General features: G+C 68.4%; 24 protein-coding genes and 1 riboswitch. Of the genes, 22 read left to right on the forward strand and 2 right to left on the reverse strand.

What is annotated here, in order from left to right; genetic code table 11:
- Positions 1-705 (reverse strand): hypothetical protein (locus tag QCD75_RS04760; RefSeq protein WP_301226217.1); only part of this gene is annotated, 705 nt, incomplete at its 3' end.
- A 314-nt stretch (positions 706-1,019) separates the two neighbouring features.
- Here QCD75_RS04760 and def point away from each other — a divergent pair.
- The 12 genes from def (at position 1,020) to hisF (ending at position 11,505) form a co-directional block, all read left to right on the forward strand.
- On the forward strand, positions 1,020-1,616 hold the full coding sequence (def, locus tag QCD75_RS04765; RefSeq protein ID WP_301226219.1) for a peptide deformylase: 597 nt from the start codon (positions 1,020-1,022) through the stop codon (positions 1,614-1,616).
- Positions 1,613-2,533, forward strand: coding sequence for a methionyl-tRNA formyltransferase (gene fmt, locus QCD75_RS04770; RefSeq protein ID WP_301226222.1), 921 nt, complete (start codon positions 1,613-1,615; stop codon positions 2,531-2,533). The genes def and fmt overlap by 4 nt, the downstream gene beginning before the upstream one ends.
- Positions 2,530-4,143, forward strand: coding sequence for an RsmB/NOP family class I SAM-dependent RNA methyltransferase (locus QCD75_RS04775; RefSeq protein ID WP_301226224.1), 1,614 nt, complete (start codon positions 2,530-2,532; stop codon positions 4,141-4,143). The genes fmt and QCD75_RS04775 overlap by 4 nt, the downstream gene beginning before the upstream one ends.
- Before the next feature lie 75 nt (positions 4,144-4,218).
- Positions 4,219-4,875, forward strand: a complete 657-nt coding sequence (gene rpe / locus QCD75_RS04780) for a ribulose-phosphate 3-epimerase (RefSeq protein ID WP_301226226.1) — start codon at positions 4,219-4,221, stop codon at positions 4,873-4,875.
- 109 nt (positions 4,876-4,984) lie between these two features.
- Positions 4,985-5,135, forward strand: a riboswitch (FMN riboswitch).
- 241 nt (positions 5,136-5,376) lie between these two features.
- On the forward strand, positions 5,377-6,525 hold the full coding sequence (gene ribD, locus QCD75_RS04785; protein ID WP_301226484.1) for a bifunctional diaminohydroxyphosphoribosylaminopyrimidine deaminase/5-amino-6-(5-phosphoribosylamino)uracil reductase RibD: 1,149 nt from the start codon (positions 5,377-5,379) through the stop codon (positions 6,523-6,525).
- A complete protein-coding gene (locus QCD75_RS04790) occupies positions 6,525-7,181 on the forward strand; it encodes a riboflavin synthase (protein WP_301226228.1) in 657 nt (218 codons plus the stop codon). The genes ribD and QCD75_RS04790 overlap by 1 nt, the downstream gene beginning before the upstream one ends.
- A gap of 83 nt (positions 7,182-7,264) precedes the next feature.
- Entirely contained in the window at positions 7,265-7,912 is a 648-nt protein-coding gene (ribB, locus tag QCD75_RS04795; RefSeq protein ID WP_301226486.1) for a 3,4-dihydroxy-2-butanone-4-phosphate synthase, read from the forward strand.
- Positions 7,913-7,925: 13 nt separating this feature from the next.
- Positions 7,926-8,624 (forward strand): GTP cyclohydrolase II, encoded by a 699-nt coding sequence (gene ribA / locus QCD75_RS04800; RefSeq protein ID WP_301226230.1) that lies wholly within the window; start codon positions 7,926-7,928, stop codon positions 8,622-8,624.
- Between the two features lie 169 nt (positions 8,625-8,793).
- Entirely contained in the window at positions 8,794-9,279 is a 486-nt protein-coding gene (gene ribH, locus QCD75_RS04805; RefSeq protein WP_301226232.1) for a 6,7-dimethyl-8-ribityllumazine synthase, read from the forward strand.
- Between the two features lie 157 nt (positions 9,280-9,436).
- Entirely contained in the window at positions 9,437-9,700 is a 264-nt protein-coding gene (locus QCD75_RS04810) for a phosphoribosyl-ATP diphosphatase (RefSeq protein WP_123254457.1), read from the forward strand.
- 141 nt (positions 9,701-9,841) lie between these two features.
- Positions 9,842-10,684 carry an ATP phosphoribosyltransferase gene (hisG, locus tag QCD75_RS04815; protein ID WP_226760087.1) on the forward strand — a complete coding sequence of 281 codons (843 nt, stop codon included), beginning with the start codon at positions 9,842-9,844 and terminating at the stop codon, positions 10,682-10,684.
- Positions 10,685-10,728: 44 nt separating this feature from the next.
- Positions 10,729-11,505, forward strand: a complete 777-nt coding sequence (gene hisF / locus QCD75_RS04820; RefSeq protein WP_301226239.1) for an imidazole glycerol phosphate synthase subunit HisF — start codon at positions 10,729-10,731, stop codon at positions 11,503-11,505.
- Between the two features lie 96 nt (positions 11,506-11,601).
- Here the strand turns inward: hisF and QCD75_RS04825 are convergent, their stop codons facing one another.
- Positions 11,602-12,246, reverse strand: a complete 645-nt coding sequence (locus tag QCD75_RS04825) for a TIGR03085 family metal-binding protein (protein ID WP_301226241.1) — start codon at positions 12,244-12,246, stop codon at positions 11,602-11,604.
- Between the two features lie 154 nt (positions 12,247-12,400).
- On the opposite strand from QCD75_RS04825, the gene hisI reads away from it, so the two are divergent.
- The 10 genes from hisI (at position 12,401) to QCD75_RS04875 (ending at position 26,308) form a co-directional block, all read left to right on the forward strand.
- Complete coding sequence (gene hisI / locus QCD75_RS04830; RefSeq protein ID WP_301226243.1) at positions 12,401-12,883, forward strand: phosphoribosyl-AMP cyclohydrolase; 483 nt, start codon at positions 12,401-12,403, stop codon at positions 12,881-12,883.
- 105 nt (positions 12,884-12,988) lie between these two features.
- Entirely contained in the window at positions 12,989-14,554 is a 1,566-nt protein-coding gene (locus QCD75_RS04835) for an anthranilate synthase component I (RefSeq protein WP_301226245.1), read from the forward strand.
- A complete protein-coding gene (locus QCD75_RS04840; RefSeq protein ID WP_301226247.1) occupies positions 14,551-15,186 on the forward strand; it encodes a Trp biosynthesis-associated membrane protein in 636 nt (211 codons plus the stop codon). Before QCD75_RS04835 ends, QCD75_RS04840 begins: the two co-directional genes overlap by 4 nt.
- Before the next feature lie 116 nt (positions 15,187-15,302).
- Positions 15,303-15,593, forward strand: a complete 291-nt coding sequence (locus QCD75_RS04845) for an HGxxPAAW family protein (RefSeq protein WP_226758994.1) — start codon at positions 15,303-15,305, stop codon at positions 15,591-15,593.
- Positions 15,594-15,595: 2 nt separating this feature from the next.
- Complete coding sequence (trpC, locus tag QCD75_RS04850; protein WP_301226250.1) at positions 15,596-16,414, forward strand: indole-3-glycerol phosphate synthase TrpC; 819 nt, start codon at positions 15,596-15,598, stop codon at positions 16,412-16,414.
- A gap of 95 nt (positions 16,415-16,509) precedes the next feature.
- The gene (gene trpB / locus QCD75_RS04855) at positions 16,510-17,859 is read left to right on the forward strand and encodes a tryptophan synthase subunit beta (RefSeq protein ID WP_301226252.1); all 1,350 of its coding nucleotides are present in this window, start codon (positions 16,510-16,512) and stop codon (positions 17,857-17,859) included.
- On the forward strand, positions 17,856-18,683 hold the full coding sequence (gene trpA / locus QCD75_RS04860) for a tryptophan synthase subunit alpha (protein ID WP_301226254.1): 828 nt from the start codon (positions 17,856-17,858) through the stop codon (positions 18,681-18,683). Before trpB ends, trpA begins: the two co-directional genes overlap by 4 nt.
- Before the next feature lie 5 nt (positions 18,684-18,688).
- The gene (gene lgt / locus QCD75_RS04865; protein ID WP_301226256.1) at positions 18,689-19,984 is read left to right on the forward strand and encodes a prolipoprotein diacylglyceryl transferase; all 1,296 of its coding nucleotides are present in this window, start codon (positions 18,689-18,691) and stop codon (positions 19,982-19,984) included.
- Positions 19,985-20,247: 263 nt separating this feature from the next.
- Positions 20,248-24,858, forward strand: coding sequence for a glutamate synthase large subunit (gltB, locus tag QCD75_RS04870; protein WP_301226258.1), 4,611 nt, complete (start codon positions 20,248-20,250; stop codon positions 24,856-24,858).
- Positions 24,851-26,308, forward strand: a complete 1,458-nt coding sequence (locus tag QCD75_RS04875; RefSeq protein WP_301226260.1) for a glutamate synthase subunit beta — start codon at positions 24,851-24,853, stop codon at positions 26,306-26,308. The genes gltB and QCD75_RS04875 overlap by 8 nt, the downstream gene beginning before the upstream one ends.
- The last annotated feature ends 83 nt before the right edge of the window (positions 26,309-26,391 follow it).

Consider the following 26,391-nt stretch of genomic DNA (forward strand, 5'->3'; position numbering starts at 1 on the left):
GCCTGAGGCACACATCGCGTCGTCCACCGCTGTCGAACTGACATCCTGCAGCCCGTCCCGGGCCTCATCCACCCCGGACGCCCCGCATACTCCGGATTCCCGGGGCTGTCCGGGCCGGGCGGTACCGCAGCCCGTGCCGCGTTCCACGCCGCGGTCCGTGTCCTGCAAATCCATGAAATCCCTGACGGCTTCCATGGAACCACTCTGCCAGAGGCCTCCGACAGGATTAGCCGGGCCGGACACCGGCCGCAGGGTCGCGGCCGGTGCTCCGCCTGAGGCACACACCGCGTCGTCCACCGCTGTCGAACTGTCATCCTGCAGCCCGTCGCGGGCCTCATCCGCCGCGGACGCCCCGGGCACCCTGGGCTGCGCAGGCCGGGCGGCGCCGCGTTCCGTGCCGCGTCCCGTGCCGCGGTCCGTGCCCTGCAAATCCATGAAATCCCTGACGGCTTCCATGGAATCACTCTGCCAGAGGGCTCCGACATTATTGGCCAGGCCGGACACCGGCCGCAGGGCGGCGGCCGGTGCTCCGCCTGAGGCACACACCGCGTCGTCCACTGCTGTCGATCTGACATCCTGCAGCACGTACAGGGCTTCATCCACCGCGGCCACCCCGGACACCCCGGGTTGCGCACCCCGCTCCGTGCCGCGGTCCGTGCCGCGTTCCGGGCCCGGCAAATCAATGAAATCCCTGACGGCTTCCATGGAATCACTCTGCCCGGGGGCTCGGACATTATTAGCCGGGCCGGACACCGGCCGCAGGGCCGAGATTGTCGGCCAATATTCTTTCTGAGGCACTCGCTGCATTGTTTCTGGGTCCGCGCCGCGCCTGCTCCAGGCCGGTGCTGAGGCCTACTCCACGCTCGCGCCGCACCCGCGGTCCAGCCAGGCCGCACGGCACCCGGGCAGCCGCGCACCCCCGCTCAAGCCGAATGATCGGAACTGTCCGGGACTAGGTCCGGAGTGCAACTAAACTGGACTGAATCCCGTCGTCGCCCACTGATAAGGACAGATTGCACATGGCCATTTTGAATATCCGCATCATCGGGGATCCTGTGCTGCGCACAGTCGCCGATCCCGTGACGGAATTCGGGCCTGAGCTGGCGAAGCTTGTTGCGGACATGACCGAAACCATGGAGGACGTGGACGGGGCAGGCCTGGCCGCACCCCAGATCGGCGTCAGCCAACGGGTTTTCACCTATCGCATCCGCGGCGTCGAGGGACACATCATCAACCCTGTGCTGGAAAACAGTGAGGACTTCCAGCCCGACGAAGTCGAGGGTTGCCTCTCCATCCCCGGCCTCAGCTTCCCGGTCCGCCGGCACCGGCACACCCGCGTCACCGGCGTCGACCTGCACGGCAACCCCGTCATGGTGGAGGGCGAAGGCATGCTGGCGCGGGCTTTCCAGCACGAGACCGACCACCTTAACGGCATCCTCTTCACCGACCGGCTGGAAGGCGAAGACCGGAAGGTCGCGCTGCGCGCCATCCGGAACGCCAACTACGATTCCATTACCGAGCAGACGACGGCGAAGCGCGCCAGGACCGTCGGCTCCAGCTTCGGTTCCGGCACCGCGGGTTCCGGAAGCTTCGGCGCCTTCGGCAATTCCCAGTGAGGGTTCTCTTCGCGGGGACTCCGGCGGTGGCCGTGCCTTCCCTGGACGCGCTCGTCGGGGCAGGATTCGACGTCGTTGCCGTCCTCACCCGCCCGGACGCGCCGCTCGGACGCAAACGCGTGCTGACGCCGTCGCCCGTTGCCGCCCGCGCCGCCGCACTGGGCATCCAGATCATCCACGCCGCCAAGGTGGACAGCGCGGTGACCGCGCGGATCGCTGCTGCAGCCCCCGACGTCGCCGCCATCGTGGCCTACGGCGGGCTCATCCCGCGGGCCGCCCTGGACGTTCCCCGGCATGGCTGGATCAACCTGCACTTCTCCCTGCTGCCGGCCTGGCGCGGCGCGGCCCCCGTGCAGCGGTCCCTGATCGCCGGCGACGACGTCACAGGCGCTGTCACCTTCCTGCTGGAGGAAGGGCTGGACACCGGCCCGGTGTTCGGCACTCTGACAGAATCGGTCCGGCCTGACGACACCGCCGGGACCCTGCTCGAGCGGCTGTCCCACAGCGGCGCCATCCTGCTGACCCAAACGCTCTCAGCGGTCGACGGCGGCCAGGCCGCCGCGGTGCCGCAGCAGGGTGACGTCAGCCTGGCACCCAAACTCGCCCTTGAGGACGGCCGGCTCGACTGGCACCAGCCCGCCCTGGCGATCGGACGGCGGGCCCGCGGGGTCACCCCTGAGCCCGGCGCCTGGACCACCCTTGACGGCCAGCGGATCAAACTGGAACCGGTAAGAATGCGGCCTGAGGCTCCTGCCCTGAAACCGGGACAGCTGGCGCTGGAGGGCAAGGGTGTGCTGGTGGGCACCGGCTCGCACCCGGTGGAACTCACCCGGGTCCAGCCGTCGGGCAAGAAAATGATGACCGCCGCTGATTGGGCGCGCGGACAGGCAACACTTGAAAGCGTGGTATTCGAATGAGCGAGTCCGGGACGAGCGGCAGCGGCCGAGGCCCCCAGCGCGGCGGATCAGGCGGCCAGCGCGGCGCTGGCCAGGGTGCCGGGTCCAGTGGCGGCCAGGGTGGCCGCGGCCGTGACGGCAGCCAGCGGAACGCGCAGGGCCGGGAACGCAACCGCGGTCCGCAGCGCGGCTTCACCGAGAACGCGCCTTCCCAGCGCACGCGCCGGGCGGACCCGGCCCGGCTCGTTGCCTTCGAGGTCCTGCGCGCCGTCGCCGCCGAGGACGCCTACGCCAACCTCGTCCTGCCCGCCCGAATCCGGCACCATAACCTGGACAAGCGCGACGCCGGTTTCGCCACGGAGCTGAGCTACGGTGCGCTGCGCGGCCAGGGCACCTACGACGCGATCCTGGCCCGCTGTGTGGACCGGCCGCTGGACCAGCTCGACCCGGCCATCCTCGACGCCCTCCGGATCGGCGCCCACCAGCTGCTGGCCATGCGCGTTCCCGCCCACGCCGCCCTGGACCAGACCGTGGGCCTGGCCCGCGCCGTCATTGGCGCCGGGCCGTCGGCGCTTATTAACGCCGTGCTGCGCAAGGTCTCCGCCCACACCCTTGAGGAGTGGCTGGATCTCCTGCTCAGCGATGAGACGGACGAAACCAAGAAGGCCGCCATCCGGTACGCCCACCCGGAGTGGATTGTCCGGGCCCTCCGGCAGTCCCTTGTGGCCCACGGGCGGCCGGTCAGCGAAATCAGTGACCTCCTGGAGGCGGATAACGCCGCGCCGGTGGTCAACCTCGTGGCCCTGCCCGGGCTCGGCAGCCTGGACGAGGCCCTCGAAAGCGGCGCCACGCCCGGCGAACTCGTCGAAGGCTCTGCCCTCTCCAGCGGTGGTGACCTCGGCCGGCTAGCCTCGGTCCGCGAAGGCACCACACGTGTCCAGGACGTCGGATCGCAGCTGGTGGCCCGCGCCATGGCCGCCGTCGACCTTGGCGATCGCACCGCCGGCGGCAGCCCCGGCGCGGAGAAGGCCGCTGAACGGTGGCTGGACATGTGCGCCGGCCCGGGAGGCAAAGCCGCCCTGCTCGGCGCCCTGGCCCGGGAACAAGGTGCCACGCTGCTGGCCAACGAGCCCGCCCCGCACCGCGCCAAACTGGTCCGGCAGGCCCTCGCGGCGGTTCCCCATGAGGTCTGGCATGTGCGGACCGGCGACGGCCGCGACGTCGGCACGGAGATGCCGGAGAGCTTTGACCGCGTGCTCGTGGACGCGCCGTGCACAGGGCTCGGCGCCCTGCGCCGCCGCCCGGAATCCCGCTGGCGCCGGACCCCCAAGGACCTGACGGACCTTGGCCCGCTGCAGCGCGAGCTGCTCAGGTCCGCGCTGGCGGCCGTCAAGCCCGGCGGCGTGGTGGCCTACGTGACGTGCTCGCCGCACCCGGCGGAGACGACCGCCGTCGTGAGCGATGTGCTGCGCAAGCGCGACGACCTCGAACTGCTCGACGCCGGAGCGGCGCTGGACAGTGTCAGCCTCACGGGCCACCTCGACGCCGGACACGAGCTCACCGCCCAGCTGTGGCCGCATGTGCACCGCACGGACGCCATGTTCCTGGCCCTCATCCACAAAAAGGCCTGATCAGCAGGGAATACTGGGACACCAGAAGCCCACGCCTTCAACAGGACCTCTCAGCAGAACGACAAGGAATTCCACATGGCCAAGTGCTGTATCAACCCGAGCATTCTCTCCGCCGACTTTGCCAACCTCGAAACGGAACTGCGCAAAATCAGAAATGCCGATGCGGTGCACGTCGATGTCATGGACAACCACTTCGTCCCCAACCTCTCGCTGGGGTTGCCGGTCGTTGCACGCCTGCAGGAGATCAGCCCGGTGCCGCTGGATGCCCATCTGATGATCGAGCACGCGGATCGCTGGGCCCCGGCCTACGCCGACGCGGGTGTCGCCTCGGTGACGTTCCACGCCGAGGCGTCGATTGCGCCGATCAAGCTCGCCCGCGAGCTCCGGGCCCGCGGGGCCAAGGCAGGCCTGGCGCTCCGGCCGGGCAGCGGCATTGAGCCCTTCCTGGACCTGCTCGGTGAGATCGACGTGCTGCTGATCATGACGGTGGAGCCCGGCTTTGGCGGCCAGGAATTCCTTGACCTGACGCTCCCCAAGATCCGCCGGGCCCGCGCGGCGATCGACGCGTCCGGGCTGGATGTGGCGCTGCAGGTCGACGGCGGCATCACCGAGGACACCATTTGGCGTGCCGCGGACGCCGGCGCGAACGTCTTCGTGGCCGGCTCCGCCGTCTACGGTGCCGAGGATCCGGCCGAGGCCATCGAACGGCTCCGCGCCGCCGGCCAACGCTAGGAGACCTGGCCGTCCGGCGGGGAGCGGGCTGAAAATGACGTACGCCGTAACATCCAGCCGGCGGGAATAGCCAAAGCTACCCGGCGGTTGTGCCAGAATAGCAACACACATACGTGCTCCGGGGTCGGTGTAAGTCCGAACCGGCGGTTATAGTCCGCGACCCGCGAGCCGGCGCTTCCCCTGGGAAGAATGCCGGCAGACGGTTGAACCGGTGGAACTCCGGTACCGACAGTTAAAGTCTGGATGAGAGAAGCACGTACAGCTGTTACTGCGGAGCCCTGTGGCGCCGCGGAAGTTCGCTGTCGTATACCCCCGGAGCCATCGCGGCTTTTGAGGGAAGGAACGACACACTATGTACTCTTCGCGATGGCTCTTCACCCACACTGCGGTTTTCGAAGGCCCGGTGGCAGGTTGATGAGCGTCAAACACTCCACACACGAGGCGGCCGGCGTCGCCGCTGCCCTGGCCGTTCCCGGGTTCAGCACAGCCGAGGTCGCCGCCATGGATGCCGCCCTCGCGGCAGCCCTGCAGGGGCCGCGCGGCGCGAACCCGCTGGTCGGCGCCGTCGTGATCGCCGCTGACGGAACCCGGCTGGCTACGGGGTATCACTGCGGCGCCGGCACTGCCCACGCGGAGGCCGATGCGATTGACCAGGCGAAGGCCGCCGGCCTCGGACTCAGCGGCACCACCATGGTGGTCACGCTGGAGCCGTGCAATCATTGCGGACGCACGGGGCCCTGCGCCCAGGCGATCATCGAGGCCGGGATTTCGGACGTCGTCTACGCGATCGATGATCCGCACGACCCCGCTGCCGGCGGCGCGGCCACACTGCGCGCCGCGGGAGTCCGCGTCCGCTCCGGACTTGGCGCGCAGGCCGCGCTGGAGCTGAACCGGCGCTGGTTCGACGCCGTTGCGGCCCAGCGGCCCTTCGTCACCCTGCACATCGCGCAGACCCTCGACAGCCGCATCGCCGCCAGCGACGGAACCAGCCAGTGGATCTCCAGCCCGGAATCCCTCGCCGACAACCACGCCCTGCGGGGCAGGATCGACGCGATCCTGGTCGGAACCCAGACGGTCCTGGTGGACAACCCGCGTCTCACCGCCCGCGGCGCCGACGGGGAACCGGCCGGCCGGCAGCCACTGCGCGTCGTGATGGGCTTTCGGGGGATCCCCGAGGGCGCCGCGATCAACGGCGACGACGGGAAGGTCCTCCACCTGCCCACCCGTGATCCGCGGGAGGCGCTGGACGAGCTGTTCACCGCCGGAGTCCGGCATCTCATGGTGGAGGGCGGGTCCCGGATCCTCAGCGCCTTCCTCGCGGCCGGGCTTGTGGACGAACTCATCGTCTACCTTGCCCCGACGCTCCTTGGCTCCGGAACCCCGGCACTCGAGGACCTCGGCATCACCACCCTGGCCGATGCCCAGCAGTGGGAATGGGACCCCGCGTCCGGCGGCGCGGTCCGGCTGCTCGGCCGCGACCTGCGGCTGCACTTGCGGCCCGTCCAAACCGAACCCGCCCCGACGGAGCATGTCCAGACACGGCCTGCCCCGACAGACGGCTCTCCGACACCACCGGCCTCCGCGGCCAACACCTCATCCGATTCAACCCCGCTCCGCACCGTTGCGGACCCCGCCTCAGGAGGCAATTGATGTTCACCGGAATAATCGCCGAGCAGGGGAAGGTGTTGTCCGTTGAGCGCAACGGCGACATCAGCGCCACCGTCCGGCTCCACGCGCCCGGAAGCACCGAAGGCCTGGCCCTTGGCGGCTCCATCGCCGTCAACGGCGTCTGCCTCACGGCGACGGAGATCGACGGCAAGGACTTCAGCGTCGACGTGATGGGCGAGACCCTCACCCGCAGCACCATCGGCGAACTCGCCGCCGGAGACGCGGTCAACCTGGAGCGCTGCGTACCGGCTGGCGGCCGGCTCGACGGCCACGTCGTCCAGGGCCACGTCGACGGCGTCGGGCAGCTGCTCGAGCGCGAGGCGCTGGGCAACTGGGACCGGCTCCGCTTCGGCGTCCCCGCCGGTCTCGCGCGCTATATTGCCGAAAAGGGCTCCATCGCCGTCGACGGCATTTCGCTGACCGTGACCGCGGTGAGCCCCGCTGCTGAACCTGCGCCGTGGTTCGAAGTGGGGCTGATCCCCACCACACTCGCTGACACCGGACTGGGCGCGAAAGCCATCGGCAGCCACGTCAACCTCGAAGTGGACGTCCTGGCGAAGTACACTGAGCGCCTGCTCGCATTTTCAGGCACAGCAGCCGGAGGAGCAGCAGCACGCGCGGAGGGGGCAACAGCGTGAACAACGTCAAGGACATCCCTGCCCAGCAGCCCCTTCTCGCTGACCCCGCCCAGGCCGCGCTTCCCGCCGAGCTTGCGCCGGTCATCCCGCCGGCGGGCCTCGACCTGATCGAGGACGCTGTCCGCGCCATCGCCGCCGGACGTCCCGTCCTGGTGGTCGACAACGAGGACCGCGAAAACGAAGGCGACATCATCTTCGCGGCGCAGCACGCAACCCCGGCCCTGATGGGCTGGACCATCCGGTACAGCTCCGGCGTGATCTGCGTACCGCTCGACGGCGGCCGGGCCGACGCCCTCGCGCTGCCGCCGATGGTCGAAATCAACGAGGACGCCAAGGGCACTGCCTACACGGTGTCCTGTGACGCCGCGCTGGGTATCAGCACCGGAATTTCGGCCACGGACCGGGCCCTGACAGCCCGGATCCTGGCCGATCCCGGCAGCGAGCCGGCCGGGCTGACCCGCCCCGGGCATGTTTTTCCGCTCCGGGCCGTTAAGGGGGGAGTGCGGGAACGTCCCGGCCACACCGAAGCAGCCGTGGAGCTGTGCCAGTTGGCCGGACTCGAGCCCGTGGGTGTGATCGCAGAAGTGGTTTACGACAACGGAGAAATGATGCGGCTGGACGGACTCCGCGGCTTCGCGCTCGAGCACGGCTGCCCGCTGATCTCGATTGCGGATCTGGTGGCTTACCTTGAGGCCGGGCAGCCTGCCGGCCCCGCAACTGACCCCGTGTGATGGAGGAGAAACGATGACGACGTCGGAAGCACAAGAACAGCGGGCGGCCGGACGCCAGCCCCACCCGGTCAGCGCCGGCCCGATCGTCCAGCTGCCCACCGCCTTCGGTGATTTCGTGGCGCAGGCCTGGACGGATCTGGCCACCGGTGCCGAGCACCTGGCCGTCAGCTCCCCGCTGCCGCCGGTCGATGGCACAGCGCCGCTGGTCCGCCTGCATTCGGAATGCCTCACCGGAGACGTCTTCGGCTCCTACCGCTGTGACTGCGGTGAGCAGCTGGCCTACGCCCTGGAGATGATCAACGAGTTCGGCGGGACGCTGCTGTACCTGCGCGGCCAGGAGGGCCGGGGGATCGGCCTGGCGAACAAGATGAAGGCCTACGCCCTGCAGGAAGCGGGCTTCGACACGGTGGAGGCCAACGAACAGCTGGGCCTCCCCGTGGATGCCCGCTGCTACAAGGCAGCGGCCCAGATCCTCGCGGACATGGGCCTGCACGAGGTCCGCCTGCTGAGCAACAACCCGGACAAGCAGGACCGGCTGGCCCAGGCCGGCGTCCGCGTCGTGGAGATGGTGCCCACCGAGGTCCCCTCCCGCGAACAGAACATCCGGTACCTGCAGACCAAAAAGGACCGGATGGACCACCGGCTGGTCCTGGACATGGAGCCGGCAGCGCCGGCTGCCGGTCCGCGCGGGTTCGAGCACGGACAGGACTGACCCGAACAAAGAATTCCAGCCGGCCCCGCGCGGGGCCGGCCCGGCGTTTCGGCACACACGCGCTTCGACGCACACCACGCGTTTCGGCACGCACCCCTACGACACGCACCCTTTCGACACGCACCCTTTCGACACGCACCCTACGACTGAGCAGGACAAGGATTCCCAGATGAGCGGACACGGCGCACCACAGATTGACCTCAGCACCTTCAAGCCGGAGGAAACCTCCCAGCTGAAACTGGCCATTGTGGCCGCCAGCTGGCACACCCAGATCATGGACGGGCTGCTGGACGGCGCCCTGCGCGCGGCGAAGGACGCTGGCATCTGCGAACCGACCGTGCTGCGCGTCCCCGGCACCTTTGAACTCCCTGTTGCCGCCGCCCGGCTGGCGCCGCACTTCGACGCCGTCGTGGCGCTCGGCGTCGTCATCCGCGGCGGCACCCCGCACTTCGAGTACGTCTGCGAGGCGGCCACCCTGGGCCTGACCGAGGTCTCGGTGCGCACCGGGGTCCCGGTCGGCTTCGGCGTGCTCACCTGCGACACGGAACAGCAGGGCATCGACCGGGCCGGGCTGCCGGGCTCCACCGAGGACAAGGGCCACGAGGCCGTCACCGCCGCCCTCGCCACCGCCGTGACGCTCAAGCAGTACAGCTAAACAGCTCGCGCAGGGTGCTAGAGAGCTGGCGCCGCGTCCGGCCGAACCCCGGACGGGGCACGGCCGGACCCTGCGGACTGTGTAATCGCTCACATCCCCGTCGTCATTGAAGCGCCCGGCGGGCGTCCTCCGCCCGCGAGCAAGTAGGCTGGAGGGTGTGAAGAATTTCGAATCGCTGTTCGCAGAACTGAGTGAGAAGGCAGCCGCCCGCCCGGAAGGCTCCCGCACCGTCGCCGAACTGGATTCCGGAGTCCACGGCATCGGCAAGAAAGTCGTGGAGGAAGCAGCCGAGGTCTGGATGGCTGCCGAGTATGAATCCGATGAAGCCGCCGCCGAAGAAATCTCGCAGCTGCTCTACCACCTGCAGGTTCTGATGCTCGCCAAAGGACTCAGCCTGGAAGACGTCTACAAGCATCTCTAGCCACGTCCGCGCCGGACCCTGCCAGGCCGTGGCCCTGGCCTGATGACCCGGTGCATCGCGTGGCCCGCTGTGCCTGAACCGACTGATCTTGGACGGACTGTTCCTCAACGGACTTCGTCCCGACCCAGAAAGACCTCCCCAATGCTGAGAGTTGCCGTCCCGAACAAGGGATCCCTGTCCGAAGCCGCCTCCGCCATGCTCGCCGAGGCCGGCTACCGCCAGCGCCGCGACACCCGCGAGCTGGTCATGGTGGACCCGGACAACGACATCGAATTCTTCTTCCTCCGGCCCCGCGACATCGCCGTCTACGTCGGCCAGGGCACGCTCGACGTCGGCATCACCGGCCGCGACCTGCTCCTGGACGCCGAGGTTGAAGCCGAGGAACTCCTCCCGCTGGGCTTCGCCGCCTCCACCTTCCGCTTCGCCGGCCCGGTCGGCGACTTCAGCACCGTCGAGCAGCTCGACGGCAAGCGCCTCGCCACCAGCTACGACGGCCTGCTCCGCGGCTACCTCGCCGAGCGCGGCATCAAGGCCAAGGTTGTCCGCCTCGACGGCGCCGTCGAATCCTCCGTGCGCCTCGGCGTGGCCGACGCGATCGCCGACGTCGTCGAAACCGGCAACACCCTCAAGGCTGCCGGCATGGAGATCTTCGGCCAGCCCATCCTGCACTCCGAAGCCGTCCTGATCGGCCGCAAGGGTGAGCAGAACCCGGCCGCCGAGGTGCTGATCCGCCGCCTGCAGGGCGTCCTCGTGGCGCACCAGTACGTGATGATGGACTACGACATCCGCAAGGAACTCGTGGAGGAAGCCGCCGCACTCACCCCCGGACTGGAATCGCCCACGGTCTCGCCGCTGCGCGACTCGGACTGGGTCGCAGTCCGTTCGATGGTGCCGAAGAAGCAGACCAACCGGATCATGGACGAGCTGTACGACCTGGGCGCCCGCGCCATCCTGGTCAGCACGATCCACGCCTGCCGCATCTGACCCGGCGTGCCTGTTCCTTCCGTAAATGAATACCAGGAGAAGTCATGGCAGTAGCCGTCCGCGTTATCCCGTGCCTGGACGTTGATGCCGGCCGCGTGGTCAAGGGCATCAACTTCGAAGGACTCCGCGACGCCGGAGACCCCGTCGAACTGGCGCACCGCTACGACAACGGCGGCGCCGACGAACTGACCTTCCTCGACGTCACGGCGTCCTCGGGCAACCGGGAAACCACCTTCGACGTCGTCCGGCGCACCGCCGAGGAAGTCTTCATCCCGCTGACCGTCGGCGGCGGCGTCCGCGGCGTGGCCGAGGTGGACAAGCTCCTGCGTTTCGGGGCGGACAAGGCCGCGATCAACACCGCCGCCGTCGCCCGTCCCGACGTGATCGATGAGATCACCCGGCACTTCGGGTCCCAGGTCCTCGTGCTGTCCCTCGACGCGCGCCGCACCCGTCCCGGATCACAGCCCACCCCCTCCGGCTTCGAGGTCACCACCCACGGCGGACGCCAGGGGACCGGGATCGACGCAATCGCCTGGGCCCGGGAAGCGGCCGACCGCGGTGTGGGTGAAATCCTGCTCAACTCGATCGACGCCGACGGCACCAAGGACGGCTTCGACCTGGAACTGATCCGGTTCGCGCGGGCCGCCGTCAAGGTCCCCCTCATCGCATCCGGCGGTGCCGGCAAGCCGGAGCACTTCCCGCCGGCCGTCGCGGCCGGAGCCGACGCGGTCCTCGCCGCGTCCGTCTTCCACTTCGGCCCGCTGGACATGATCGCCCAGGTCAAGGCCGCCATCCGGGCAGCAGGCTTCGAAGTCCGCTAACCACCCACCGCTTAAACCAACGCGGGGTCACATCGCGCCCGTCCCGGAGGGGATTATGGGCGCTAAGTGACCCCGCGTTGCTGTGTGGGGTGGGGGTTAGAGTCCGACTTCGGCGGACTGCAGGAGCGCGACGGCGTCCGGCTGGCCTTCGAAGGTCACGAGGGCGTGGCGGGTCCGGCCGTGGGCGTGCATGAGGAGTTCGCCCGGTTCGCCGACGATCGCCACCGAGACCGGGGCGCGCTTGGCGACGTGCCGGGGGCCGGAGGGACGCACCAGCACGATGCCGAGGTCCACGCCACGGTAGAGAATCGCCGCGCGCTTCACCAGCTCATCCCAGAGGGCGTCGGAGTACGCCTCGTCGAGGGCGCGGGGCGCCCAGCGGTCCACGGCCCGGCGGATGTCCTCGGTGTGGACGAAGTATTCGATCAGGTTGGCGCTTTCGTCCAGGGCCTTGATCTTCATCGGGGAAAACGCGGACGGCCCGGCGCGGAAGGAGTTGACTAACTTGTTGTAGTCCTCCGGCGTCGTGAGCTTGGCGGCCAGCGCGGCTGTGGCTTGGTCCGACGCTTTGGACAGACGCTTGATCAACAGTCCCAGGCCGACGGCGGCTTTGCGCTCTCGCAGGTACAGGTGGGCAGCAAGGTCCCTGGTCAGCCAGCCCTTACAGAGCGTGGGGGAGTCAGGACCGGCCGCCAGTAAGGTTTCGGCCAGAACTTCTCGGGACGGATCGACGAAATGCATCACTTGTGAAACTAGCACGAGAGTGCCCCGGGTGGGCACGTGAACCGCCGTCGTTTTGGCCACTGGGAGCCGACTCACATCCGCGTGACGCCGATGTTAAGGGGGTGCCGGGCGGCTGGGCGGCACCGTGCACGGAGGCACTAGACTGGATCTGATGTCTGAGCAGCCCGCCCCCGCCCCCGTCAGTGGAAGAACTGTCAACGGAATCACCGACAGCGTACGTTCCGTCAGCGGAAGTCCAGTCGCGGAAAACACCGGTCCCGGATCGGCTGCGCCCGCGGACACCCTCCCTGCCGGCCTTGCTGCAGCCCTGAAGCGGGACAGCGCCGGCCTGGTCGCCGCGATCGTGCAGCAGTTCGACACCAACGAGGTGCTGATGCTCGGCTGGATGGATGACGAGGCCCTGCGCCGCACCATGACCAGCGGGCGGGTGACGTTCTACTCGCGCTCCCGCCAGGAATACTGGCGCAAGGGGGACACCTCCGGCCACGTGCAGTGGGTCAAGTCGCTCGCCATGGACTGCGACGGCGACGCGCTGCTGGTCCGTGTGGACCAGGTCGGCGCGGCCTGCCACACCGGAACCCGGACGTGCTTCGACGGCCGCGGACTCGACGTCGTCACCGGCCACGCCGACTGACCCGGCGGTTGACTGCGGCCCAGCCGCAGCAAGCAACCCCGGCGGGGCCAGGCCCCGCACACTCAACCTTCAGGACCACTGAAAGAACAGGCGGAAACCACAGCCATGCAGGACCTTGGAATCATCAGCCCAAGCCTGGAGGAGTTCCGTGAACTCGCAGGCCACAGCCGTGTTATCCCCGTCCGGCTGAAGGTGCTGGCTGACGCCGAAACGCCGATCGGGCTGTACCGCAGACTTGCCCAGGGCCAGCCCGGCACGTTCCTGATGGAATCCGCCGCCGTCGGAGGCTCCTGGTCGCGCTACTCCTTCATCGGCGCGCGGTCCAGGGCGACCCTGACCACCAAGGACGGCCAGGCATACTGGCTCGGCGAGCCGCCCGTCGGGGTGCCGCTGGGCGGCAGCCCGGTGGACGCGATCCGCGACACCATCGAGGCCCTCCGCACCGACCGCTTCGACGGCCTGCCGCCCTTCACCTCCGGCCTGGTGGGCTTCCTCGGCTGGGAAACCGTCCGCCACTGGGAGAAACTGACCAGCCCGCCGGAGGATGACCTGCAACTGCCCGAGATGGCACTCAACCTCGTCACGGACATGGCGGTGCACGACAACATGGACGGCACCGTGCTGCTGATCGCCAATGCGATCAACTTCGACAACAGCTCCGACCGGGTCGACGAAGCCTGGCACGACGCCGTCGCCCGGGTCAAGGCGCTGCTGGCCCAGGTCAGCACTCCCGTGAAGCAGCCGGTTTCCGTGCTCGACCCCGCCGCCCTGGACTTCGCCTCCAGCGTGCAGGAACGCTGGAATGAGGCGGACTACCTCGCCGCCCTGGACCGCAGCAAAGAGGCGATCGTCGACGGCGAGGTCTTCCAGGTGGTCATCTCGCGCCGCTTCGAAATGGAATGCGGCGCGGACCCGCTGGACGTCTACCGGGTACTCCGGAACACCAACCCCAGCCCCTACATGTACATCTTCAGCCTCGAGGACGCCGACGGCCGGCAATATTCGATCGTCGGGTCCTCCCCGGAGGCGCTGGTGACCGTGACGGGCGAGGAAGTCATCACCCACCCCATCGCCGGCTCCCGGCCGCGCGGCAAGACCGTGGAGGCGGACAAGGCCCTGGCCGAGGAGCTCCTCGCAGACGAGAAGGAACGCGCCGAACACCTGATGCTGGTGGACCTGTCCCGCAACGACCTCTCCAAGGTCTGCGTCGCCGGCTCCGTCGACGTCACCCAGTTCATGGAAGTCGAACGCTTCAGCCACATCATGCACCTGGTCTCCACCGTCGTCGGCAAACTGGCGCCCACCGCGAAGGCCTACGACGTGCTGAAGGCGACGTTCCCGGCCGGGACGCTGTCCGGCGCCCCCAAGCCCCGCGCGCTCCGCCTGCTCGATGAGCTGGAACCGCACCGCCGCGGAATCTACGGGGGAGTGGTCGGCTATCTCGACTTCGCCGGCGACATGGACATGGCCATCGCCATCCGCTCTGCGCTGCTCCGGGAAGGACGCGCCTACGTGCAGGCAGGCGGCGGCATCGTGGCCGACTCGGTGAACGCCACCGAGGCCCTCGAAACCGTCAACAAAGCCGCCGCCCCGATGCGGGCCGTCCACACGGCCCGGTCGCTGCGCAATATCACCGCCGAGTCCATTTCCGACGCCGGGACGCAGTCATGAGCGGCACCACCGTCAAGAGCACCAGCCCTGTGATTCCCCGTTGGGCGCGGAAATCCACCCTGGTGCTTGCCATCGTCGCCCTGGCATTGGCCGTCTTCGGCACCACGACGCAGACCTGGCTCACCGTCCACCTCGATCCCGCCCAGCTCGGCCAGGCCGTCAGCAGCCAGGACGGCCTGCACGTGCAGGGCAGCAAAGCCGCGACGACCGTGACGGCCCTTGCGCTGGTGGCCCTCGCCGGCGGACTGGCGGCGTCGATCGCCGGCCGGATCGCCCGCTGGATCATCACGGCGCTCATCCTGCTGGCCGCCGCAGGCATCGTCAGCGCCGCCGCAATCGTGATTACGGACCCGCTGGCCGCCGCCCAGGGCTCCATCGCCGCCGCCACCGGGATCACCGGCAGCGACGTATCGGTGGACGTCACGGCGTTCCCGGCCCTCGCCGTCGTGGCCGGCGCCCTGCTGGGGCTCAGCGCGCTGCTGATCATCCCTGCGGGCCGCTTCTGGAAGTCGCGCACCAAATACGACACCGCAGCCACGGGGGCCGCCGCCGGCGGATCCGCGGCGCCGGCCGGACCGCCGGACGACATCGACAGCTGGGACCGTTTGTCACGAGGTGACGATCCCACCTGAGCCGGTGCCGCGTGTGCGCCCGGTAACGCGCCCCAGTGAGGCGGCCCGGTAACGCGGCGAACAACACTGCCAAAAAATGGCAGAATGTAAGCAGTATTCACCCTGAGGAGATTCCCATGAGCAAAGCCCCTGTTTCCGCCCCCAAGCCCGCTGCCGGAACCGGCTACTCCTACGACGACATCGATCACCAAGAACCGACCGGCCACGGCAACAGCCCGGCAGCCTGGACCACCGTTTTTGTTATGCTCGTCGGTGCCCTCATCATGTCCATCGCCTTTGTCATCGCCAACACCACGATCTTCATCGCGGGCGGCGTCGTCATGGCCGTCGGCCTGGTCGTCGGCTTTGCCATGCGCAAGGCCGGCTACGGTGTGGGCGGCAGCAAGCTGAAGAACTCCGGCCACTAAGGGTGAGCGTTCTCGATGACATCAACGCCGGTGTCAGGGAGGATATGGAGGCCCGTCAGCGGCTCACCACGCTCGCCGAGCTGAAGGAGCGCGCCGCCGCGGCCGCACCGGCGCGCGACGCGTGGACCGCCCTGGGCGGCGCCTCGGCAACGCGCGACCAGCTGAAGGTCATTGCCGAAATCAAGCGCCGCAGCCCCTCCAAGGGCGATCTCGCCAGCATTGCGGACCCCGCCTCGCTCGCCGTGCAGTACGCCGGAGGCGGCGCCGCCGCGATCAGCGTCCTGACCGAACAGCGCCGTTTCAACGGCTCGCTCGCTGACTTCGACGCCGTCCGGGCAGCCGTGGACATTCCGCTGCTGCGCAAGGACTTCATGATCGACGAGTACCAGATCTGGGAGGCCCGGGTACACGGGGCCGACCTGATCCTGCTGATCGTGGCGTCCCTGTCCGACGCGCAGCTGCGCGAGTTCAGCGCCCTCAGCCGCGAACTCGGCATGAATGTGCTCGTCGAGACGCACACCGCCGGGGAAATCGAGCGGGCGGTCGCCGCAGGGGCGCGAATCATCGGCGTCAACGTGCGCAACCTCAAGACGCTCGACGTCGACCGTTCCGTCTTCGCCGGACTCGCCGGAGGCATTCCCGCCGGCGCGCTCGTCATCGCGGAATCGGGCGTGCGCGGTGTCAACGATGTCCGGCACTACGCCGCGAACGGCGCCAACGCGGTGCTCGTGGGCGAAGCCCTGGTCAGTGACGCGACCCCGCGGGAGCGGATCGCGGAGTTTATGGCCGCCGGAGCCGAAGAAATCGCCGCACGTTCCTGAACGGCGCTCCGGCCGGGCAATGCCTGGCCGGACGGCGGCAGCGCAGCCGTGCGGACCCCAGATCTAATTAGCAGTGGAACAGGATGGTGAGACTGATGGTCGATGCGCCAGCAGCCGGCTCAGACGAAAGCGCCGTGGACGCGTTCCTGCAGGGTGGAGAATCCCTGCGGCACGCCCCCGGCCCGTACTTCGGCTCCTACGGCGGCCGATGGATGCCCGAGTCACTCATCGCAGCCCTGGATGAGCTTGAGGACACCTTCGAGAAGGCCAAGGCCGATCCGGAGTTCACCGCGCAGATCGCGGAGCTGAACAAGAACTACTCGGGCCGGCCCTCGCTGCTGACCGAGGCCAAGCGCTTCGCCGAACACGCCGGGGGAGTCCGGATCTTCCTCAAGCGCGAGGACCTCAACCACACCGGTTCCCACAAGATCAACAACGTGCTGGGCCAGGCGCTCCTGGCCAAGCGCATGGGCAAGACCCGTGTCATCGCCGAGACCGGCGCCGGACAGCACGGCGTCGCCAGCGCCACCGCCGCAGCCCTGATGGGCCTGGAATGCGTCGTGTACATGGGTGCCGAGGACTGCCGCCGGCAGTCCCTGAACGTGGCCCGGATGGAGCTCCTCGGAGCCACCGTCATCCCGGTGACCAACGGTTCCCAGACCCTGAAGGACGCCATCAACGAGGCGCTCCGCGACTGGGTCGCCAACGTGGACAACACCCACTACCTGCTGGGCACCGCCGCCGGGGCGCACCCGTTCCCGGCCATGGTCCGCTACTTCCACGAGGTCATCGGCGAGGAAGCCCGGGCCCAGATCCTGGAGCAGGCCGGCCGCCTGCCCGACGCCGTCTGCGCCTGCATCGGTGGCGGCTCGAACGCCATCGGCATCTTCCACGGCTTCCTGGACGATCCCTCGGTCAAGATCTACGGCTTCGAGGCCGGCGGCGAGGGCGTCGAAACCGGCCGCCACGCCGCCACCATCACCCTCGGAAAGCCCGGCGTGCTGCACGGCGCCCGCTCCTACCTGATGCAGGACGACGACGGCCAGACCATCGAATCGCACTCCATTTCGGCGGGCCTGGACTACCCCGGCGTCGGCCCCGAGCATTCGTACCTCGCGGACATCGGGCGCGTCAGCTACGAGCCCATCACCGACAGCGAGGCGATGGACGCGTTCCGGCTGCTCTGCCGCACCGAGGGCATCATCCCAGCCATCGAGTCCGCGCACGCCCTAGCCGGTGCGATGAAGGTCGGCCAGCGGATCGCCGCCGAATGTGCCGCCGACGAAGCCGCCGGCAAATCAACCGTCAAAGCGTCGGAAAAGATCGTGATCGTGAACCTGTCCGGCCGCGGCGACAAGGACGTGGCCACCGCCGCCGAATGGTTCGACCTGCTGGAGAAGGATTCACCCGAGCACGAGATCGCCAAAGAGGGGGAGCAGCTGTGAGCACCGTCCAGGAACCGGGCGCCGCCCGGACCGCCAGCAAGTCCGCCGCCGCCATTGACTGCGCCAAAGCCCAGGGCCGCGCCGCCCTCATCGGCTACCTGCCCGCCGGGTACCCCAGCGTCGAGGACACCATCGCGGCCGGCATCGCCCTCGCGGAAAACGGCGCCGACCTGATCGAAATCGGGATCCCGTACTCGGACCCGGTCATGGACGGCCTGGTCATCCAGGCAGCCACCACCGAGGCCCTCAACAAGGGCTTCCACGTCAGGCAGGTCTTCGACGTCGTCCGCGGCATCACCAGCAAGACCGACGCCGCCGTGCTGGTCATGACCTACTGGAACCCGGTGGTCCGGATGGGCGTGGAGGAATTTTCCCGACAGCTGGCCGACGCCGGGGGAGCCGGGCTCATCACCCCGGACCTGATCCCCGACGAAGCCTCCGAATGGATGGCCGCCTCGGACAAGTACGGTCTGGACCGGGTGTTCCTGGTGGCGCCGTCGTCGTCGCCGGAGCGCATGAAGCGCACCGTCGACGCGAGCCGGGGCTTCGTTTACGCTGTTTCGATCATGGGCGTCACCGGTGCCCGCACCTCGGTCAGCTCCGCGGCCAGGGACGTTGTGGCCGCGGCGCGCGCTGCCGGCGCAGAACGCGTCTGTGTCGGGCTGGGCGTGTCCAACGCGGACCAGGTCCGTGAGATCGCAGCCTACGCGGATGGCGTGATCGTTGGCACCGCGCTCGTCGTGGCCATCGGCGACGGCGGCGTGGATGCGGTAGCGTCCTTGACGAAAGACCTCAGCACCGGCCTCACCAGGGAAGAAGCTTAAAGCACATGCAGTCAGTTCTCCACGCGGCAGCGATGATCCCCGCGAGCATTCCGAGCCCGGACTGGTCCGGCTTCGACATCCCGCTGCCGTGGGGGACGCTGCGCATCCACGCCTACGCCCTGTGCATCCTGCTCGGCATCGTTGCCGGCCTGTGGCTCACCTCGGTGCGCTGGGCCAAGCGCGGCGCCCCGGAGGGCAGCGTCTGGGACATCGCCATCTGGGCCATCCCCTTCGGCATCATCGGCGGCAGGCTCTACCACGTGGTGTCCTCACCGGATGCGTACTTCGGCCCCGGCTTTAACGGCACCGGTGACCTGTCCCTGATCCCGCAGCTCCAGCGCGGCGGACTGGGGATCTGGGGTGCGGTACTGCTGGGCTCCCTGGGTGCGTGGATCGGCTGCCGCAGGGCCGGGGTCAAGCTGAGCGCATTCCTCGACGCCGCCGCGCCCGGACTGCTGCTGGCCCAGGCAATCGGCCGCTGGGGCAACTACTTCAACCAGGAACTCTTCGGCGGCCCCACCACGCTCCCGTGGGGGCTGCAGATCGACGCCAACAACCCCAACTTCCCGCCCGGCATGGCCGCCGGCACCCTCTTCCACCCGACGTTCCTCTACGAATCCCTCTGGAACCTCGCCGGCGTCGGCATCCTGTTGCTGCTGGACCGGAAGTTCCGCTTCCGCCGCGGCCGGCTGTTTTGCCTCTACGCGGTCTACTACACGCTGGGCCGGGTCTGGATCGAAGCGATGCGGATCGACGACGCCGAGCAGATCAACCTCTTTGGCATCACTACCCGGCTGAACGTGTGGACCAGCATCTTCGTCCTGCTGGGCGCGCTGGCCGCATTCATCCTCCTGGGCCTGCGCAAGCGCACGGAGCCCGACACGGTCTACCTGCCGGGCCGCGAACCGGCCGGTACGGCCGCGGATGCCGACACCGACCATGACGCGGCCAACGACCCGGATGCCGACACCGACCATGACGCGGCCAACGACCCGGATGACGACACCGGAACGGCCGGCGCCGAAGCCCGAAACGACGCGGCAATCAAGGAGCCGGCCACCGTTCCGGCCGCTGTTCCTGCCCACAGCGGGGATGTCCACCATTCGGATTCTGCTGTCTCAAATAGTGGTTTGCGTGGTAATCTCCCTGATAACCAGAGCGGTCCAGGCCACGCTTCCGCCCCAGCTGAAGCGTCAAAGGAATCCACGGGCGGCACCAAGCCCGCCACGGGAGCGCCGGCGGCCGGAGCATCCGGCCACCAGGCCAGCGGAACCGCGCCGGAAGCTGAGGCCACCACGTAGCTCAGCCCCGGCAAACCGGGCCGCGGAGCTACCCCTCGCAGGGCCCGTTTCCACAACGGCGTGGCAGCAAGGAAAGCAGCGGACAGCAGAGACTTGTTGTTCGCGCAATTCCGGGCAGGCGGTTGCGTAACTGTTAGTGCAGGACGCGGCGCTGACCTACAATTCGAATAAGAAAAAACTTTGTTGTGCCCATCACACCGGCGCACCGATGCGGGCCAATGTTGTCCCTCCCATACGCACGATCAGGAGGAAGGACGTCTCCCATGACCCAAACCCTGCACAGCCCCAGTTGGTCCGAGCCTCAGCAGGCCGCGATGTCACCTTTCAAGCGCTTCGCGGCGCTTCCCGAAGCGGCCGGGCTCTACAACCCCGAGCAGGAGAAGGACGCCTGCGGACTCGCCATCATCGCCACGCTGCGGGGGGAGCCGGGTTACGACATCGTTGACGCCGCCCTGACGGCCCTGCGCAACCTCGAGCACCGCGGTGCGGTGGGCGCCGACGAGGGCACCGGAGACGGCGCCGGACTGCTGATGCAGGTCCCGGACGAATTCTTCCGCGCAGTGACCGACTTCGAACTTCCGGCACCCGGACAGTTCGCGGTGGGCACGGCGTTCCTCCCGGCCGAGAAGCGCGAATCCGACGCCGCGAAGGCCGGAATCGAAGGCCTCGCCGCCGACGAGGGCCTCACCGTCCTCGGCTGGCGCGAAGTGCCGATCGTGGCCGACCTCGTCGGGGCGATGGCCCGGGCGTGCATGCCCTACTTCTCCCAGCCGTTCTTTGCCTCCAGCGCCGGGGAAGTGCTGGAGCGCAACGAGCTCGACTCGCGTGCCTGGCGCATCCGGAAGCGGGCGCAGAACAAATTCGGCGTGTACTTCCCGTCGCTGTCCTGCCGGACCATCGTCTACAAGGGCATGCTCACCACGGCCCAGCTTGAGCCGTTCTACCCGGACCTCTCGGACAAGCGCTTCAAGACCAAGCTTGCGATCGTCCACTCGCGCTTCTCCACCAACACCTTCCCGTCCTGGCCGCTGGCCCAGCCGTTCCGGACCATCGCCCACAACGGCGAAATCAACACGGTCAAGGGAAACCGCAACTGGATGCGTGCCCGCCAGTCGCAGCTGGCCAACCCGCTGCTGGGGGATTCACCGGAGGAGCTGTACCCGATCTGCACCCCGGGCGCTTCCGACTCGGCCTCCTTCGACGAGGTCGCGGAACTGCTCTGGCTCTCCGGCCGGCCGATCACGCACTCGATCATGATGATGATCCCGGAGGCCTGGGAAAACCACGCCACGATGGATCCGGCCCGCCGCGCCTTCTACGAGTACCACTCCATGCTTATGGAACCGTGGGACGGCCCCGCCGCGGTGTCCTTCACCGACGGCAACCTCGTCGGCGCCACCCTGGACCGCAACGGGCTGCGCCCCGGCCGGTTCTGGATCACCGAGGACGGCCTGATCATCTTCGCCTCCGAGGTTGGCGTGATCGACGTCGAACCATCCAAGGTGGTCAAGAAGGGCCGCGTCTCACCCGGCAAGATGTTCCTCGTGGACACCGACGCCGGCCGGATCATCAGCGACGCCGAGGTCAAAGCCGAGGTGGCCGCAGCCAACCCCTGGGCCGACTGGGTCAAGGAAAACCTGATCGACCTGAAGGACCTGCCCGAGCGCGAGCACGTGGTGCACACCGCGGCCTCGGTCAACATCCGCCAGCGCACCTTCGGCTACACCACCGAGGAACTGAAGATCCTGCTCGGCCCGATGTCCCGCACCGGTGCCGAGCCGCTCGGAGCCATGGGCTCGGACACCCCCGTGGCCGTGCTGTCCAAGCGGCCCCGGCTGCTCTTCGACTACTTCGTGCAGTCCTTCGCGCAGGTCACCAACCCGCCGCTGGACGCCATCCGCGAGGAACTCGTCACCTCGCTGACGTGCGCGATCGGCCCCAACGGCAACCTGCTGGACACCAAGCAGGTCCGCCAGCCGCAGGTTGCGCTGCCGTTCCCGGTGATCAACAATGACCAGCTCGCCAAGATCGCGAACATCGAGAACGCCGACGGCGACAAGGTCGCCATGAAGGTCCGCGGCCTCTACCGCCCCGAAGGCGGCGAAAATGCGCTGCGCGCCCGGCTGACCGAAATCTGCGAGCAGGTCTCCGGCGCCATCAACCGCGGTGTGCAGTACGTCGTGCTCTCGGACCGTGACTCCAATGCCCAGTGGGCACCCATTCCGTCCCTGCTGCTGGTCAGCGCCGTGCACCACCACCTGCTGCGCAGCGCCAACCGCACCAAGACCGCCCTCGTGGTGGAGGCCGGCGACGTCCGCGAGACCCACCACGTGGCCGTGCTGATCGGCTACGGAGCCTCCGCCGTGAACCCGTACCTGGCGATGGAATCGGTGGAGCAGCTGATCACCACCGGGGACGTCGTCGGGGTCACCGCGCAGGACGGCGTCTACAACCTGATCAAGGGCCTCGGCAAGGGCGTCCTGAAGATCATGTCCAAGATGGGCATCTCCACCGTGGCCTCCTACACCGGGGCCCAGACCTTCGAGGCCCTGGGCCTCGGCCAGGACCTGGTGGACGAGTACTTCTCCGGCACGCACTCCCAGCTCGGCGGCGTCGGCCTCGACGTCATCGCGGCCGAGGTCGCGGCACGCCACCGGATGGCGTACCCCGAGAACGGCATCGAGCAGCCCCACCAGGCGCTGCTTGGCGGCGGGGAGTACCAGTGGCGCCGCGACGGTGAGCCCCACCTGTTCAACCCGGAGACCGTGTTCCGGCTGCAGCACGCCACGCGTGAGCGCCGCTACGACATCTTCAAGGCTTACACCCGCGGCGTGGACGACCAGTCCGAGAACCTGATGACCCTGCGCGGGCTCCTGAAGTTCAAGGCCGGGCTGCGCCCCGCGGTCCCGCTCGAGGAAGTGGAGTCCGTCTCCAGCATCGTCAAGCGGTTCTCCACCGGCGCGATGAGCTACGGCTCCATCTCCCAGGAGGCCCACGAAACCCTCGCGATCGCCATGAACCGGCTGGGCGGCAAGTCCAACACCGGCGAAGGCGGCGAGGACGTCGACCGGCTGCTGGACCCGACGCGCCGCTCCGCGGTCAAGCAGATCGCCTCCGGCCGCTTCGGCGTGACCAGCCTCTACCTGACCAACGCCGACGACATCCAGATCAAGATGGCCCAGGGCGCCAAGCCCGGCGAAGGCGGCCAGCTGATGGCGCAGAAGGTCTACCCCTGGGTGGCCCGGACACGGCACTCGACGCCCGGCGTCGGGCTTATCTCCCCGCCCCCGCACCACGACATTTATTCGATCGAGGACCTCGCCCAGCTGATCTACGACGCGAAGCGGGCCAACCCTTCGGCCCGGGTACACGTCAAGTTGGTCTCGGAGGTCGGGATCGGCACGGTCGCCGCCGGCGTCACGAAGGCCAAGGCCGACGTCGTACTGGTTTCCGGGCACGACGGCGGTACCGGCGCCTCGCCGCTGAACTCGCTCAAGCATGCCGGGGTGCCGTGGGAACTCGGTCTCGCCGAGACCCAGCAGACACTGATGCTCAACGGCCTGCGCGACCGCGTGGTGGTGCAGGTGGACGGCCAGCTCAAGACCGGCCGCGACGTCGTGATCGCCGCGCTGCTCGGCGGCGAGGAGTTCGGTTTCGCCACCGCACCGCTGGTGGTTTCCGGCTGCATCATGATGCGCGTCTGCCACCTGGACACCTGCCCGGTGGGCGTCGCGACACAGAACCCGGAGCTTCGCTCCCGCTTCACCGGCAAGCCGGAATTCGTGGTCAACTTCTTCGAATTCCTCGCCGAGGAAGTCCGCGAGATCCTGGCCGAGCTGGGCTTCCGGAGCATCCAGGAAGCGATCGGCCACGCCGAAATGCTCGACACCCGTGAGGCGATCAACCACTGGAAAGCCGAAGGGCTGGACCTGGACCCGATCCTGCACGGACTCGAATTCGACGACGACGCACCCCTGCGGAACCTCACCGGCCAGAACCACGAGCTGGACAAGCACTTCGACCAGCGCCTGATCGTGATGGCCGCTGAGGCCCTGAGCGACCGCACCCCGGTCAAGATCGCCGTCGACGTGATCAACACGGACCGCTCCGTCGGCACGATGCTGGGCCACGTGGTGACCAAGACCTTCAGCACGGACGTGCTGGCCACCGACACTATCGACATCACGCTGACCGGCACTGCCGGCCAGTCGCTAGGTGCGTTCCTGCCGGCCGGCATCACGCTGCGGATGTTTGGTGACTCGAACGACTACGTTGGCAAGGGGCTTTCCGGCGGGCGCATCATCGTCCGGCCGGACCGCACCAATGTGTTCCCGGCCGAACGCAACGTGATTGCCGGAAACGTGATCGGCTACGGCGCCACGAGCGGCGAGATGTACCTCCGCGGCCAGGTCGGCGAACGCTTTATGGTCCGCAACTCCGGCGCCACCGCGGTGGTCGAGGGAATCGGCGACCACGGCTGCGAGTACATGACTGGCGGTCAGACGCTGATCATCGGCCGCACCGGCCGCAACTTCGGTGCCGGCATGTCCGGCGGCACGGCCTACGTGCTGGACCTGCAGGCCGAACGCGTGAACAAGCAGGCCCTGGAGTCAGGCGAGCTGCAGCTTCGCGAGCTCGACGCCGAGGACCGCGAGATTGTCCATGGACTGCTCCGGAAGCACTTCGAGGAGACCGAGTCGCTGCTCGCGGCCCGGCTGCTGGAGAACTTCGACGACACCGCAGCCCGCACAACCAAGGTGCTGCCGCGCGACTATGCGGCCGTACTGCAAACCCGTCTTGACGCCATCGAAGAGGGCCTTGACCCCGATGGCGAAGAAGTTTGGTCTCGAATCCTGGAGGTGACCGGTGGCTGATCCACGCGGATTTCTGAAAGTACGTCAGCGCGAAACCCAGCCCCGCCGTCCCGTTCCGGTCCGCATCATGGACTGGAAGGAAGTCTATGAGGCGCAGGAGAAGGGCGTCCTGAAGGCCCAGGCCGGCCGCTGCATGGACTGCGGCGTGCCGTTCTGCCATCAGGGCTGCCCGCTGGGGAACCTCATTCCGGAGTGGAATGACCTCATCTGGCGGGACAAGGGCGAGGAAGCGATGGAGCGGCTGCACGCCACCAATAACTTCCCCGAATTCACCGGGCGGCTCTGCCCGGCCCCCTGCGAGGCGTCCTGCGTGCTGGGCATCAACCAGCCCGCTGTGACCATCAAGCAGGTCGAGGTCTCCATCGTGGACCAGGCCTTCGAGAACGGCTGGGTCAACCCGCTGCCGCCGGCCCGCCTCAGCGGCAAGACTGTCGCCGTCGTCGGCTCCGGCCCGGCCGGGCTGGCCGTCGCGCAGCAGCTGACCCGCGTGGGCCACACCGTCGCCGTCTACGAGCGCGACGACAAAATCGGTGGCCTGCTGCGGTACGGCATTCCGGACTTCAAGATGGAAAAAGAGCACGTCGACCGCCGTCTGGAGCAGATGAAGGCCGAAGGCACCCGCTTCCGGACCGGCGTCGCCGTCGGCACCGACGTGACCTGGGAGCAGCTGCGCCGCCGGTACGACGCCGTCGTTATCGCCACGGGCGCCACCGTCCCGCGTGACCTGCCGATCCCTGGCCGCGAGCTCGAGGGCGTGCACTTCGCGATGGACTACCTTGTCCCTGCCAACCGTGTGGTGGCGGGGGAGACGGTGGAGGACCAGATCAGCGCCGCCGGTAAGCACGTGGTCATCCTCGGCGGCGGCGACACCGGCGCGGACTGCCTCGGCACCGCGCACCGGCACCAGGCCGCGTCCGTCACCACCCTGGCGATCGGCAAGCAGCCGCCGGCGGAGCGCGCCGGCCACCAGCCGTGGCCGACGTTCCCCACCCTGTTCGAGGTCGCCAGCGCCCACGAGGAAGGCGGCGAACGCACCTACCTCGCCTCCACCGTGGAGTTCGTCGGCGAGAACGGCAAACTCACCGGTGTGAAGGTGGCCGAGACCGAATTCGTCGACGGCAGGCGCCTCCCGAAGGCCGGCACCGAGCGGATCATCCCGGCCGATCTGGTGTTCCTCTCGCTGGGGTTCACCGGCCCGGAGCCGGCAGGGATCAACGAGCAGGTCAGCGCCGAGTTCGACGGCCGCGGCAACGTGGCCCGCGACGGGTACTACATGACCAACACGGAAGGCATCTTCGTCGCCGGAGACGCCGGACGCGGCCAGTCCCTCATCGTCTGGGCCATCGCGGAGGGGCGCGCCTGCGCCGCCGCGGTGGACAGGTTCCTGATGGGCAGCACCATCCTTCCGGCTCCCGTGGCCCCGACCGACCGGGCCATGGCCGTCCTCTAGGCCGCAGTTGCTCCACCGGCGGCTGGCTACGGTCACATTCCGCCAACAACTTCATCCATGCAATCGACTACTAGGGTAGGTAT

It is taken from the genome of Arthrobacter sp. PsM3 (genome assembly GCF_030433895.1).
Classification (GTDB): Bacteria; Actinomycetota; Actinomycetes; order Actinomycetales; family Micrococcaceae; genus Arthrobacter.

Bases quoted from the DNA above. Each gene is read 5' to 3' on its own strand.
- def (WP_301226219.1), top strand. From the start codon at position 1,020: ATGGCCATTTTGAATATCCGCATCATCGGGGATCCTGTGCTGCGCACA.
- QCD75_RS04775 (WP_301226224.1), top strand. From the start codon at position 2,530: ATGAGCGAGTCCGGGACGAGCGGCAGCGGCCGAGGCCCCCAGCGCGGC.
- rpe (WP_301226226.1), top strand. From the start codon at position 4,219: ATGGCCAAGTGCTGTATCAACCCGAGCATTCTCTCCGCCGACTTTGCC.
- ribD (WP_301226484.1), top strand. From the start codon at position 5,377: ATGGATGCCGCCCTCGCGGCAGCCCTGCAGGGGCCGCGCGGCGCGAAC.
- QCD75_RS04790 (WP_301226228.1), top strand. From the start codon at position 6,525: ATGTTCACCGGAATAATCGCCGAGCAGGGGAAGGTGTTGTCCGTTGAG.
- ribA (WP_301226230.1), top strand. From the start codon at position 7,926: ATGACGACGTCGGAAGCACAAGAACAGCGGGCGGCCGGACGCCAGCCC.
- ribH (WP_301226232.1), top strand. From the start codon at position 8,794: ATGAGCGGACACGGCGCACCACAGATTGACCTCAGCACCTTCAAGCCG.
- hisG (WP_226760087.1), top strand. From the start codon at position 9,842: ATGCTGAGAGTTGCCGTCCCGAACAAGGGATCCCTGTCCGAAGCCGCC.
- hisF (WP_301226239.1), top strand. From the start codon at position 10,729: ATGGCAGTAGCCGTCCGCGTTATCCCGTGCCTGGACGTTGATGCCGGC.
- QCD75_RS04825 (WP_301226241.1), bottom strand. From the start codon at position 12,246: ATGCATTTCGTCGATCCGTCCCGAGAAGTTCTGGCCGAAACCTTACTG.
- hisI (WP_301226243.1), top strand. From the start codon at position 12,401: ATGTCTGAGCAGCCCGCCCCCGCCCCCGTCAGTGGAAGAACTGTCAAC.
- QCD75_RS04835 (WP_301226245.1), top strand. From the start codon at position 12,989: ATGCAGGACCTTGGAATCATCAGCCCAAGCCTGGAGGAGTTCCGTGAA.
- QCD75_RS04840 (WP_301226247.1), top strand. From the start codon at position 14,551: ATGAGCGGCACCACCGTCAAGAGCACCAGCCCTGTGATTCCCCGTTGG.
- QCD75_RS04845 (WP_226758994.1), top strand. From the start codon at position 15,303: ATGAGCAAAGCCCCTGTTTCCGCCCCCAAGCCCGCTGCCGGAACCGGC.
- trpB (WP_301226252.1), top strand. From the start codon at position 16,510: ATGGTCGATGCGCCAGCAGCCGGCTCAGACGAAAGCGCCGTGGACGCG.
- lgt (WP_301226256.1), top strand. From the start codon at position 18,689: ATGCAGTCAGTTCTCCACGCGGCAGCGATGATCCCCGCGAGCATTCCG.
- gltB (WP_301226258.1), top strand. From the start codon at position 20,248: ATGACCCAAACCCTGCACAGCCCCAGTTGGTCCGAGCCTCAGCAGGCC.